Raw genomic sequence first — 13,970 nt, 5'->3', positions numbered from 1 at the left:
ATGGAGATTTTCGGATGAACCCACATGAACCAAGGTTCACAAAGGGACATGAAAATCAGCGGGACAAGAAAGTCCCGCCTATCCTCGTAGAGATGGATAGGCGGGGTTTTCTTACCCCGCCGGAAGGGATTTTCGGATGAACCGTCATGCCCCTCCGGGGCACAAAGGAGCATGAAAATGAGGCCCCCTCACCCGGACCCTCTCCCGCCGGGGGAGAGGGATGCTAAGTTTTTCCCCCTCCCTTGACGGGAGGGGGTTAGGGGGAGGGTGAGCTATGGTGATTTTCGGATGAACACTATTGCAATAAATCTGCAATAATCACATAATGAAACTCCACAAGAAAAGGAGATAACAGGATAATTGAGGAGTTTCAGATGAACAAATCTGTGAAGGTATAGTTATAATGCTTATTGATAAAAAGAAGATTACTGTCATCCTGCTTGTCATAATCTCAATCCTGCTATTGTACGGCATACATTTAACATTCCAGCCGTTTTATATTTCCATACTCTGGTCTGTTATCATTGGTGTCACGTTCTGGCCTGTTTACTCGAAGGTGCTTGCTATTCTTAAAGGAAGGGCGTCCCTGAGTTCTTTAATAGTTATTATTGGGATCATCCTCTTTTTTCTTATCCCTTCAGTCCTGGTTATAATATCTCTTGTAACACAGATTACCTTTGCCTATGAGGCATTACAGCCGAGACTGCCTGAAATCATTGACAAGGTATCAGGCATACTGCCGATCGAAGATGTCTCAATAAAAGAGACCATAACCGGCAACTTCAAGGACCTTGGAAATGTCCTTATAACCTATTTCACTTTTGCCACGGGAAATGTCCTTTCAATTATCTTCCAGTTACTCGTAACTGTGCTTATACTTTTTTTCATGTTCAGGGACGGCAAAGGTCTGCTTGATAGAATAAAATCCTCCGGATTATTACCGGAACCGGAGGTTGAGCTTTTTATTAAAGAGACCGGCGATGTAATAATCGCTGTGCTCTACGGTGTTGTCCTGACAGCCATGATTCAGGGGGCATTGGGAGGTTTTGCATTCTGGGTTCTGGGACTGCCTGCACCTGTTTTATTCGGTACATTAATGTTTATCCTGGCTCTCGTACCTTTTGCCGGCACGCCGATTGTATGGGGGCCTGCGGCAGTATGGTTGATCTACAATGGCATGTATGGTAAAGGGATATTCCTGCTCGCATGGGGCGTGCTTGTAATCAGCATGATAGACAATTTTCTCAGGCCGTACTTTATCAGTAAAAAATTAGGATTCCATGGACTGCTGTCCTTTATTGGAATAATCGGCGGGATGATTGCATTCGGTTTCATCGGCGTATTTCTTGGTCCTTTACTGATAGCCATTCCATTGAGATTATTTGAACTATATATAAAACCGGAGGCTTAAATGGAATACAAACATACAAATCGCTTAATCACCGAGATAAGCCCGTATCTGCTCCAGCACAGTCACAACCCTGTGGACTGGTATCCATGGGGTAATGAGGCATTCAACAAGGCCAAATCAGAGGACAAACCGATTCTGCTGAGCATAGGATACTCCGCATGTCACTGGTGTCATGTTATGGAAAGGGAGTCTTTTGAGAATGAAGAGATCGCATCCATAATGAACAGGTTATTCATTAATATAAAGGTGGACAGGGAAGAACGGCCTGATATAGATGACCTGTACCAGTATTCATTAAGATTATTCGGCGGGAACGGAGGGTGGCCTCTTACCATGTTTCTTACCCCTGAAGCAAAGCCCTTTTTCGGAGGTTCTTATTTTCCGCCTGAGGAACGTCAGGGGATGCAGGCATTCCCTGACGTCCTTAATGCAATATCAGAGGCTTACAGTAAAAGGAAGAATGAGATAAAGGAGACAACAGCAGAGATTATAAACACACTGACCCGCATCCAAAACAAACCTTCTGCTGAAGAAACACTTAATATTGCTGATTTGGATAATGCCTCTTCAAGGCTTCTAAGATATGTTGACCCGAATCACGGCGGTTTTGGTACTGCACCAAAGTTCCCGCCTTATACACAAATAAATCTTCTGCTCAGGTATTATAAAAGGAGCGGCGACCAAACCGCCCTCGACGTTGTAATAAACACCTTGAGGAATATGGCAGGCGGCGGTATTTACGATCAGATCGGCGGCGGGTTTCACCGCTATACAGTTGATGAACGATGGCGCATACCTCACTTCGAGAAGATGCTTTATGACAATGTACTGCTTGCACGGTTATACTTCGATGCCTATAAAGTTACATCTGACACTGGTTATAAAAATATCGGTGAGGAGACCTTAAGTTATTTGTTAAGGGAGATGTACCTTGATGGAAAAGGTTTTTACTCATCACAGGATGCTGACAGCGAGGGCGGGGAGGGTAAGTTTTTCGTATGGTCAAAGCAGGAGATAGAATCTGTAACAGGCAAAGAGGCAGAGGTCATAAGCCGTTTCTATGGCGTTACTGAAGATGGAAATTTTGAAGGGAAGAATATACTTTATATGGACCGGGGGATGAAGGCCGTTTCACACGAGTTTGACATCCCTGAAGAAAAGGTCAGGGAAATCTTAAACAGGGGCAAAGAGGCATTATTCACAAAGAGGGAAGGGCGGGTAAAACCATTTACAGATACAAAGATATTAACAGGGTGGAACGGACTTGCAGTCTCAGCCTTTGCAGAGGGATATAGGACAACCGGGAAAGCAATCTATCTTGATGCAGCGAGAAGCACCATTAACTTTATAAGAACTGAGCTGTTTAAGGATGGCAAGCTCCTTCATGTGTGGCGGGATGGGATTTCAAAGGGCAATGCTGATATTAATGACTATGCATTTCTTATTGCCGCACTGATTGATATGTATGAGATAACATTTGAAGATGATGCGTCCATCCTCTCCCCCTTGAGTGGGGAGGGTGCTACGTTTATTCCCCCTCCCTTGACGGGAGGGGGTCAGGGGGAGGGTGGGTGGAAAGCATCTTCGACTGAATATCTTAACTGGGCAGACAAACTTACCTCTTCAATAATAGAACTGTTCTGGGATAAAGAAAAAGGGGGATTCTTCAATTCAGCCGATGATGAGGATGTAAGACTGTTTCACAGGATGAAGACTGCAACTGACCAGCCTGTACCGTCCGGGAATGCAACGGCATTAACTGACCTGTTAAGGCTAACCGCATATAAAGATAAACCGGAATACCGCATAATGGCAGAAAAGCTGATACGAATATTTTATGACGAGGCAATAGAAAATCCATTCAGTTTTTCAAGCCTGCTCTCCGGTGTTTATTTTTTCCTTGAAGGAGCAGTGGAGATTACGATTGTAGGAAAACAGGATTGTTCAGATGTAAAAGAGATTATCAGCAAATTGAGAGGGTGTTATATCTCTGACATGGTGATTTATCTGGTTGGGGACACAGGGGGATTTGAAGTTTCGCACTATATCCCTGAATTTGCAAAAGGGAAAACAGCAAAAGATGGAAAACCTGCTGTATATATATGTAAAAACTTTACATGTTCCGAACCATTAAATGAATGGGAAGATATAAAAAAATTGTTTTAATTTTTCCCTTGCAAACAATACTGAATATATGCTATAAGACAATCTCAAAACTCCATAATATTATTAACACACATCAGCATTGTATTGGATTTTCCTTATTATAAACATTTTTTATTTAATTGACCAAACAGGAGGAGTTATGACGAAGAGGACTACATGGAAGTTGTTCAGACCGCTAAACTTATTTATTCTGTGTTTAATGACAGCGGTCTTTCTGATAAACATTCCCAACGGAGATGCCTTTGAGCTGAATGGGTTTACTGATGTGTCATTCACAAAGAGTGAAAAAGGCGGCCCTGCTGAATTGAGAAACGGGAACTTTGCCTTTGGTACGCTTGACCTTTATCTTGCCCAGACACTTGAAGATACAGAAGTTCTGGTAGAACTTATCGTTGAAGACGGCGACATACTTGATTTAGAAAGGGTATCTGTTGGTTATACATTCAGTGATGAGTTCAGGATACGCGCAGGCCGGTTCCACACCCCTCTCGGATTCTGGAATACATCATACCATCATGGCGTACAATTACAGCCCACAATCAAGAGGCCGGAGATCCTTAAATTTGAGGACGAGGGCGGAATGATCCCGGCCCACATGATTGGTGCTTATTTCTCAGGCAGGGCCGGGTCTTTTGCCGGACCTATAGAATATGGTGTCTTAATCGGTAATGGGCCAAGGATTACAGATTATGAAAATCGCGGTAAGAATTCCCTTGTCCCAAATAATACAGAAGACAACAATATAGGAAAGGCCATTGCATTTCATGCTGCCATATCCCCTGAGGCAATCGAGGGCCTTAAGGTGGGGTTTTCCGGACACATATCAAGGGTGCAAACCGATTCTAAAGCCCTTGATGCAAATAAAGATGGTACTGTTGATAACCCTGTTGACGTTGATCAGACCATCCTTGCTGCGGCTGTCAAATATACACTAGGCAATATAGACCTTTCAGGCGAGTACTTCTCTATAAAAAACAAGAACCATGGAGGGATGACAGATACAAATAATGCGTACTATGGACTGGCGACCTACAGCATTAACGACAGATTTATTCCTTATCTTATGTATGACAAGGTGTTGGTAGACCATGATAACCCTTATTCTAAATCCCTTGGAACTCAGGATACCGTTAACCTCACCGCAGGGGTTCGATATAACATAAATTATAGAAGTTCTATTAAGGGTGAGTTAAGAAACATTGATATGTCAGGCGACGACTGGAATGAGTATGCCGTCCAGTGGTCGCTTGCTTTTTAACCTTATATTTGACATTTGAGATATGCATTTTCAAATTGATATAACAGGGGGTAGGTAATGAAAATACTTAGATGGAACATCGTTGTAGGAGTCCTGATGCTGTTGTTATGCGGCAACGCTCAGGCTTATGCAAGGGATCTCGCTATCATTTCTAATAAGGATTATCCGGTTAATACTATTTCAACAGCCAAGGTTAAAGAGATATACCTCGGTGAGAAGATGTCAGAAGGCAGTGTAAAGATAAAACCCATGGACCAGAATGATGAACAGTTAAGAAGGAGGTTTATTGAAAGGGTTATGGGGACAAGTGTTGACGGATACAAGGCATACTGGATAAAGAAGTTCTTCCAGGAGGGGATTACTCCCCCGACAACAAAGGCATCATCCTCTGAGATGATCCATGCAGTCGGCGGCACAACCGGCGGGATTGGTTATGTATGGGCAGATGAGGTAAGGGGGGATTCCGTCAAAGTACTTCTTAAGATAGATGTTGGAAATTAGGAGGCTATTCAAATTAAATTGAATAGCCTCCTTAGGTAAATATCTCTGCCGGTATACCGGTCTCTTTACTGAGTTTCTCGGCAATAGAGCTAAGCTCATCCTTAGGAAGCGGTGTAACAAAACCCTCAGAAGGCGGCCTTGCTGTAGTATATATCTGAACAAACCGGACTTGCCCGCCTTCTTCTGCAATCTTTTTAATAACCTTTATATACTCCCCTATCTCCTTCACAGAAGGCCCTAACTTATAAATCTTATTAAAACAACTCTGGATAATTATAGGATGCCTTTTTGAGGTCACAGTAATATTACGTATTATATTTTCAAAAGGGATATTTGTCCTTGATATTTTTTTATAATATGTATCACTCCCTGCATCCAGTTTTGCCCACACCTCACCATTATTTTCATAAAGCAGGTCCAGTGCATCCTGCACCTTTTGACGGTTAAGGCCGGAGGAATTGGTAATTACTACGAGTTTTATATTATCAGACATGGAATTTTTCATCTCTATAATGTCCCTGACAACCTCATAGAAATGAGGGAAGGTAGTAGGCTCCCCATCCCCGGATACAGCAATATCAGACAAATGGCGTAGTTCCGGAGGGGTCTTGTCAAACGGCGGAAAGGAAAATAGGCGACCGGTCTTAACCATGTCCAGCGTCTCTTTTAACTCATTAAGCAGGCACTGTATGTCAACAGACGATTCAACCCCCCCCTTGCCCCCTTTTGTTAAAGGGGGGATATTTGAATTCCCCCTTTGTAAAAGGGGAACGCACACAATCTCCTCCCCCCCTTTGTTAAAGGGGGGGCTGGGGGGGGTTATTCTCCCCCTGTCCACCTGACAATAAACACAATTAAAATTACATTCTTTATCAGGAAACAGATTTATTCCTACAGATATCCCCTTTGATCTCCTTGAAAGAACCGGGTATACATACATGTTTTCCTTGAACGAACGACTGTGATTGGTGTAAAGCATAGAGTAGGATAAAACGGGATGGCTTGTGGTGTCAAGACCTGTGAAAAAGGGTTCAAGGGGTCGAGGGTAAAATACTGAACCCCATCCCCACCCTGACCCTCCCCTTGAAGGGGAGGGAATAAAATAGTCCCCTCTCCCTCAGGGAGAGGGTTAGGGTGAGGGTGGGGTTTTCACTTGACCCCTTGAATCCTCAATCCCTTGAACCCTTATTATTTCAATAACATTTTGAATGCCCGCAAAAGCTGCACTTCTCACATCCTTCAGAAAACTCCATCTCACATCCGCAGTCAGGACATGCAGAGCCTATACGCTTATCATATTCCACTGATACATCCTTACTACCGTCATGAGACTTTTTCATCAGGTACTCAAGGACTGAGTTTGCAATTGCATCAGCACAAGAGTGTACGGTATTTTTACCGAGTCCAAATGGCTTGTTGCACCTTATGCCGATAAGCTGTCTTACTATGGACTGCGGTGCCACACCGCTCCTGAATGCAAGCGATATGAGCCTGCCGATGGCCTCATTCTGAGACCCCTCACAACCCCCTGCCTTGCCCATATTGCAGAATACCTCGAAAGGCCATCCCTTCTCATCCTCATTTATGGTCACATAGAGGTCGCCGCATGATGTCTTCATCTTATTGGTGATACCTGTTGTAATCTTTGGCCTGGGCTTGGGATGAATAACATGAGGTATTGCCTGCCCATTAGGTATCTGTCTTTCCTCTTCTTCTTGCTTCTGATTTATTGTTTCTGACTTCTGTATTATCTCATCCAATTTCTGATTTTTGTCTTCTTCCATTCTTGCTTCTGACTTCTGACTTCTGACTTCTAGCTTCTTACTTGTCCCCACATTCATCACCTGCTCTGAACGGCTTCCATCCCGGTAAACAGTAATACCCTTACACCCCAGCTTATATGCAAGCATATACGCCTTTTTCACATCCTCAACTGTTGAATCTTTTGAGAGATTAATGGTCTTTGATACTGCACTGTCCGTATACTCCTGAAAAGCGGCCTGCATACGCACATGCCATTCGGGTGACACATCATGAGCAACAGCATATATAGCCTGCCACTTCTCCGGCACCTCTGCCAATCCCCTTACAGAGCCATGGTTTGCTATTATCTTGTCAAGTAAATCACTGCTCCAGAACCCTTCAGTCTTTGCCGTATCAATGAAGCTGTCAAATACATAAGGCAGATGCTCGCCGCCCATTACATTCTTGTACCATATAAGTGAAAACTCAGGTTCACAGCCGCCTGATGTATCCGCAATCATACTTATAGTGCCTGTAGGGGCTACTGTTGTTATATAGGCATTACGTGTCCGCCTCCCCTCTTCTTCATAGACAGAACCTTCCCAGTTAGGAAATACACCACGCTCCTTTGCAAGCCTCTCAGATTCATTATGCCCTATATCGTGTATAAACCTCATTACACTCCGTGCAGTCTTTATGCCCTCCATAGAGTCATACGGAATGCCGAGTTTAAACAGCATCCTGGAAAAGCCCATAATTCCAAGCCCTATTTTCCTGTTCCCCTTTGTAATCTTTTCTATCTCCACAATAGGGTAATGATTCAGGTCTATAACATTATCGAGAAAGTGAACAGACCTGCGTATTGTACGTTCAAGCCTGTCCCAATCAATAACAAAACTGCCGTCAACATGCGCTGTATGTAATTCAAGGTTGATGCTCCCAAGATTACAGGACTCATAAGGTATAAGCGGCTGTTCCCCGCAAGGGTTTGTTGCATCTATCCTGCCGACATGGGGGGTTGGATTGGCCCTGTTTGTTGTGTCTATAAAAAACAGGCCAGGCTCTCCATTCCTCCATGCATTAGATGCAATCTTATCGAACACCTCTCTTGCAGGAATTGTTGATACAATCTCACCGGTCCTCGGATTGAGAAGTTCATAGTCTTCATCCTTCTCCAATGCCTCCATAAACCGGTCAGTGAGGGCCACGCTTATATTAAAGTTGGTAATATCACTGTCATTAGACTTACAATCCATAAAATCGAAAATATCAGGATGGTCTACCCTGAGTATCCCCATGTTTGCCCCGCGTCTTGTCCCGCCCTGTTTTACTGCCTCAGTAGCGTGATTAAAGACCTTCATAAAAGACACAGGACCGGATGCAACACCGCCTGTGGTGCGCACCACATCATTTCTAGGTCTGAGCTTTGAGAAGGAGAACCCTGTGCCGCCGCCTGATTTATGGATGATAGCCGCCTGTTTTACAGATTCAAATATCCCCTCCATTGAATCCTCAACAGGTAATACAAAACATGCTGAAAGCTGCTGAAGCTCCCTCCCTGCATTCATCAGTGTAGGTGAATTAGGCAGAAACTCCTTCCGTACCATCATCCTGTAGAACTCTTCTTCAGTCCTTGCAATATCCGCTTCCGGGTTATAGGTAATATCCCCCTTGGCAATATTCACTGCTACCCTCCTGAAGAGGTCCACCGGAGTCTCAACTACCTTCCCCTTGTCATCTTTTGCAAGATAACGTTTCTCAAGTACCTTCATGGCATTTTGAGAAAGCAAAGGCTCTATAATTTCTTTTGTCGGCATAGATACCCTCCTTTAAATAAAAATTATTGTTAAAATTATGTGGTTAATTTTTATGTGATTTATTAATTGAAGTGATGGGAAGTGTATACCAGACAAAATTCATTGTCAAGAGAAAATTTCTATATATTGTGATTTTTTTATTACCCATCCACACTATTTTGTGGATTAGCTGTGGAATAGCTGTGGAAAAGCTGTTAAATACAGTGAATGGTGAATAGTGAATAGTGAATGGAAAACGGTGAATGGTGAATGGTTGACAAGAATTCTTTTACGATTCACCATTCACCATTCACGATTCACTTATTTAGGGCTTCAACAACGGTCTGTCCAATTAATGCAGGGTTTCTTACTACATGGATACCGGCCTTTTCCATTGCTGCCATCTTTTCTGATGCCGTGCCCTTGCCGCCTGAGATTATTGCGCCTGCATGGCCCATCCTTCTTCCGGGAGGGGCTGTAATACCGGCGATAAAACCTACAACAGGCTTGGTGACATTGGCCTTTATGTACTCTGCAGCACGCTCCTCGGCATCCCCGCCTATCTCACCTATCATAACAATCGCATCTGTCTCACTGTCCTTTTCAAACATCCCAAGCAGATCAATAAAATTCGTACCATTTACAGGGTCACCGCCGATGCCGATACATGTTGACTGACCAAGCCCAACCCTTGTCAACTGCCATACCGCCTCATAAGTAAGTGTCCCGCTTCTTGATATAACCCCTATCCTGCCCTTCTTATGAATAAAGCCAGGCATAATCCCAATCTTACACTCATCCGGTGTTATGATACCCGGGCAGTTAGGACCGATAAGCCTGCTCTTCTTCCCTGCCATGAATCTCTTTACATTAACCATGTCCATAACAGGAATGCCCTCTGTAATACACACAATCAACGGAATCTCAGCATCCACAGCCTCCATGATTGCATCTGCGGCAAACGGCGGCGGCACAAATATCATAGAAACATTCGGAGCCGTTGATAGAACAGCCTCTTTCACTGTATTGAATACCTGAACCCCCTCAAAATCAGTCCCGCCCTTTCCCGGCGTAACACCTGCCACAATATTCGTCCCATATTCCAGACACGCACTGGTATGAAACGACCCCTCCTTACCGGTTATACCCTGCACCATCAGTCTTGTAGATTTATTAACAAGGATACTCATTTTTTCTCCTTCTTCCTTTTTTGTGTTTTTCTTGCTTCTTATTTCTTGCTTCTGACTTCTAACATCTTACTTCTGCTACCTGCTTACCAACTTAACTACCTTCTGTGCCCCTTCCCATATATCCGAGGCCACTTCAAGATTAAGCCCTGAGCCTTGCAGCATCTCAAGCCCCTCTGTGGCATTTGTACCTGCAAGCCTTACAACAAGAGGCACCTTAATCTCAACCTCTTTTGCCGCATCAATAATACCGCCTGCGATCCTCTCGCATCTCACAATTCCGCCGAATATATTTACAAACACACCTTTTACATTCTTATCTGCCAGTAATATCTGGAAGGCATGTTTAACCGTCTCCTTAGATGCTCCCCCCCCGACATCAAGAAAGTTTGCCGGCTCACTGCCGGCAAGCTTTATTACATCCATAGTAGCCATTGCCAGACCTGCGCCGTTCACCATACACCCGATATTACCGTTGAGCTTTACATAATTAAGCCCGTGTTTGGATGCCTCAATCTCAAGCTCTTCCTCTTCATCAAGGTCACGGAACGCCTTAACATCCTCGCTCCTGAACAATGCATTATCATCAAAACTCATCTTTCCATCAAGGGCAATCAGCCTGTTATCCTTTGTAATAACAAGCGGATTAATCTCGATTAAAGATGCGTTTTTTTCTTTAAGCAGTCTGTAAAGATTCCCTGCCATCGGAACAAACTGCTTGATTATCTCAGGGGCAAGGCCAAGCCTGAACGCCATGTTCCTGCCGTTGAACTGCTGAAAGCCGACAGAAGGGTCAATATATTCTTTGATAACCTTTTCAGGTGTCTTCTCTGCAACCTCTTCTATCTCCATCCCGCCTTCAAGGCTTGTGATAAACACCGGCCTGCTGTAGGTGCGGTCAACAAGGATACTTAAATAAAGCTCCTTTGCAATACCGATACCCTCTTCAATCAATATCTTTCTTACGCACCTTCCTTCAGGCCCTGTCTGGTGCGTTACAAGTGTCTTCCCCAGAAGCTCTTTTGCATAAACCGCAATATCCTTCTTCTCCTTAGCAAGCTTAACCCCGCCTGCCTTTCCCCTGCCGCCCGCATGTATCTGGGCCTTAACAACCGCAACGTCTGTTACCACCTCCTGTGCATACTCTGCTGCCTCATCAACCGAATAAACCGCCTTCCCGTTCGGTACCGTAATATTGTACTGCCTGAACAAACTCTTTGCCTGAAATTCATGTATATTCATATCACCTTCCCCTTGGTTATCACGTTGTAATAATAGTCTTGCTGCGGAAAAAAATATTATCATCAGTCTGCTAATAATGCAACAGAAAATTTTACATGAAAATTTCTAAGGCTTGGGGCAGAAAAATATGTTGGAGACAGTTACACCAGAGGAGAGATCACTATAAGGGAGGCAGCCGAACCATCTCCAGAATCTACTGACTTATTCGACAGTAAACATATATGCGTTACCTATTCCTCAAACATAATGAAAGCGGCCCCGGCCTGCTCAGAAAATTCAGTATAGTGTCCCCAGAATCTTGCAGACGTAGCGCTGACCTTTATTGTCGGCGTCACGTGGGGATGAATTAGGAAGCAATAAGCAATGATTCTTCCACCATCTGGGGTAACTTGATTGGGACGAAATAGGAGGCAGGATACAAATAATCTTCTCCACTCTCATCAACTACACGAACGTCTCCATCAGCAGAAGCATCTTCATCTGGAATTACACGGTAGATTTTATGCAGCTCTAATGATGCTGGATATCCCTCATTGTTGATACAAACTGCAAATTCTGCTGAGGATTTTTTGGTTTTTCTCATACTTTACTCCAGATATCTTTTTCGCTTTATTTCTTTCTTACCAAGGCCATGCGCCTAATACCAATGGAGTTCGGCTAATCGAATTCTTCCAATAGTACCTACTTCATGCAGGATATTATGTTTACTAACATACAAAGTACGTTTAAATAAATCAATTATTTTTGTCGCTTTCGCCGGCTACTCCACTGTAATCGTCCCGCTCTTGATAAATGACCAGTTCAGTGCCTTGTCTACTGCCTGTACCTTGTAGCTATAAGTACCGGATGGAACAAGTGTACCACCGGTGTCCTTGCCATCCCAGATAACAGAACCTGCTGCTCCGCCGACGGGACAGGAGGCGTTATAGGTTGTCAGTATTGTCCTGACAAGAACAGCAGAGGGGTTGAATATTTTTATCACTGCCTTGCATGTGCCGGACAAATTATCAGAGATATTGAAACTAATAGTGCTCACCTCTCCGAGATGATGTCTCAACGGGTCAGGTGTATCAGAGACACTTGTGATTACAGGCTTTACGGTATCTAACTTAATCCAGTCAACAAGCATTGATGACCTGTTGCCTGCCTTATCCCTGTAACGGAGATAGACTGCCTTATTACCATCTACGGATGACAGTATCCATGCCTTACTTACTGCAAACGGTTCCCACGGTTCAGTATCAAAGACACCATCATTTGAAAGCCGCATATCAGCACATCCGCTACCGGAACCATCACTACAATTTAGTGTAAGGGTAACTAAGGAGGTCTTTGTCCATGCATTGTTCCCCTCTATACTAATAGATCCCGAAGGAGAGGCAGTATCTATCGTAACTGTCCCGGATGCCAATGGGATCATGGAATTATTAATCACACTTTTTACCTCTAAAGTATAGGAATATACGCCATCAGGGAGAACCTGCCCCACTGTATTTTTACCATCCCAAACACAACTTGCAGCCATACCCACCCCTGTGCAGGATTTAACAATATTACCTGCTGAATCCTTAATTATTACGTTCCATGTCCGAAATCTTAAAAAATTTGATGAGATTGTTGTAGTATCTTTAACCCCGTCCCCATTTGGACTGATTGGGTCAGGACTATCAAAGACACCCGGGATATTAAAAGCCTCAATAGGATTCATGTCATTATGATCTGTAGTAAATGCTGTCCACCCCATCCCCCTTTTTGCAAAAACCTTCCAAATCATAGTAAGATTGCTGCCCTTGCTGTCTGGGTCTACAAAGTCAGCAAGGAGTATAGCATCACGCATATCTAACATTGATGGGCTCGGCAACGAAAGCTCCATCGCATCCACAACAAGTTGCTCTACCTTCTTCTTACCTATGGCATAACCATACTTCCCAATATAAACCTTTCTAATATCCCATAGCGTGGCAGACCATATCTCGCCATCTGCGTGTACCTCACATGCAGTCTTAGGCCCGCCTTTAACTCCGCCTGTACAGATATCTCCATAGGTAAGGGGGTTATTATTTAATGCATACATTCTTATACCTTTAGTCGTATCCCCTGTAACATATTCACCGAAAACAGGCTTATTATAAATACTTGCCGCAAACCAATCCCCCCAGCCTTCTCCCATTGCCCCACTCTGAATACCCCCTAATGCAGTTACATTTCCAGCGCCGCCAACCAAACGATTGGATAACCCATGGGTATATTCGTGTATTATGACGTCCCCATCAAAATCCCCATCTGCCAATCTCGGGCTATTGAATAGATACATCTGCATCCTCGGCTTCCCCCCGGAAGTGCCACCTCCATCAGGCGGCGTATAAAAATTGGCATTGTTCCTTTGACCTGTTCCCCACCCATCCTGTGCATCTGCCTGTACCTCATCGTTTCCAAAGCCGAAACCGCTTATATTTTTTCTCTGGAAATTTCCTGCTGCCTCATCAAAACCTAATTTGAAAAAATAGTCATGAATAAAATTAGTCATATGAGGCTCTTGCAAAAGTAATAAAATAAGTGAATTTTTCTGAATTTATTTGGTGTAAAATTGCTCTCCTTTTGGTAGAATATGTTTGTTAAAAAATACCACACAAAAGGAGAGCCGATGAACTTGAGAGATAAAATAT

At 43.7% G+C, this 13,970-nt stretch carries 10 protein-coding genes; 4 read left to right on the top strand and 6 right to left on the bottom strand.

Annotated elements, in window-relative coordinates; translation table 11 throughout:
* Window positions 1–403 precede the first annotated feature (403 nt).
* The 4 genes from HZA08_12555 (at window position 404) to HZA08_12540 (ending at window position 5,336) form a co-directional block, all read left to right on the top strand.
* Complete coding sequence (locus HZA08_12555; GenBank protein ID MBI5194253.1) at window positions 404–1,411, top strand: AI-2E family transporter; 1,008 nt, start codon at window positions 404–406, stop codon at window positions 1,409–1,411.
* A complete protein-coding gene (locus tag HZA08_12550) occupies window positions 1,412–3,577 on the top strand; it encodes a thioredoxin domain-containing protein (protein MBI5194252.1) in 2,166 nt (721 codons plus the stop codon).
* Window positions 3,578–3,716: 139 nt separating this feature from the next.
* On the top strand, window positions 3,717–4,835 hold the full coding sequence (locus tag HZA08_12545; protein MBI5194251.1) for a hypothetical protein: 1,119 nt from the start codon (window positions 3,717–3,719) through the stop codon (window positions 4,833–4,835).
* Window positions 4,836–4,892: 57 nt separating this feature from the next.
* The gene (locus tag HZA08_12540; protein ID MBI5194250.1) at window positions 4,893–5,336 is read left to right on the top strand and encodes a hypothetical protein; all 444 of its coding nucleotides are present in this window, start codon (window positions 4,893–4,895) and stop codon (window positions 5,334–5,336) included.
* Window positions 5,337–5,367: 31 nt separating this feature from the next.
* On the opposite strand, the gene HZA08_12535 is transcribed toward HZA08_12540, so the two are convergent.
* The 6 genes from HZA08_12535 to HZA08_12510 form a co-directional block, all read right to left on the bottom strand.
* Window positions 5,368–6,114, bottom strand: coding sequence for a radical SAM protein (locus tag HZA08_12535; protein MBI5194249.1), 747 nt, complete (start codon window positions 6,112–6,114; stop codon window positions 5,368–5,370).
* A gap of 415 nt (window positions 6,115–6,529) precedes the next feature.
* Entirely contained in the window at window positions 6,530–8,896 is a 2,367-nt protein-coding gene (locus HZA08_12530; protein MBI5194248.1) for a vitamin B12-dependent ribonucleotide reductase, read from the bottom strand.
* A gap of 296 nt (window positions 8,897–9,192) precedes the next feature.
* Window positions 9,193–10,065 carry a succinate--CoA ligase subunit alpha gene (gene sucD, locus HZA08_12525; protein ID MBI5194247.1) on the bottom strand — a complete coding sequence of 291 codons (873 nt, stop codon included), beginning with the start codon at window positions 10,063–10,065 and terminating at the stop codon, window positions 9,193–9,195.
* 75 nt (window positions 10,066–10,140) lie between these two features.
* Entirely contained in the window at window positions 10,141–11,304 is a 1,164-nt protein-coding gene (sucC, locus tag HZA08_12520; GenBank protein ID MBI5194246.1) for an ADP-forming succinate--CoA ligase subunit beta, read from the bottom strand.
* Between the two features lie 346 nt (window positions 11,305–11,650).
* Window positions 11,651–11,887, bottom strand: a complete 237-nt coding sequence (locus HZA08_12515) for a hypothetical protein (protein MBI5194245.1) — start codon at window positions 11,885–11,887, stop codon at window positions 11,651–11,653.
* A gap of 177 nt (window positions 11,888–12,064) precedes the next feature.
* A complete protein-coding gene (locus HZA08_12510; GenBank protein MBI5194244.1) occupies window positions 12,065–13,831 on the bottom strand; it encodes a M36 family metallopeptidase in 1,767 nt (588 codons plus the stop codon).
* Window positions 13,832–13,970: the final 139 nt, after the last annotated feature.

Source organism: Nitrospirota bacterium, from assembly GCA_016212215.1.
In the GTDB taxonomy this organism is placed as follows: Bacteria; Nitrospirota; 9FT-COMBO-42-15; order HDB-SIOI813; family HDB-SIOI813; genus JACRGV01.
This window is presented reverse-complemented; position numbering and strand designations above follow the sequence as displayed.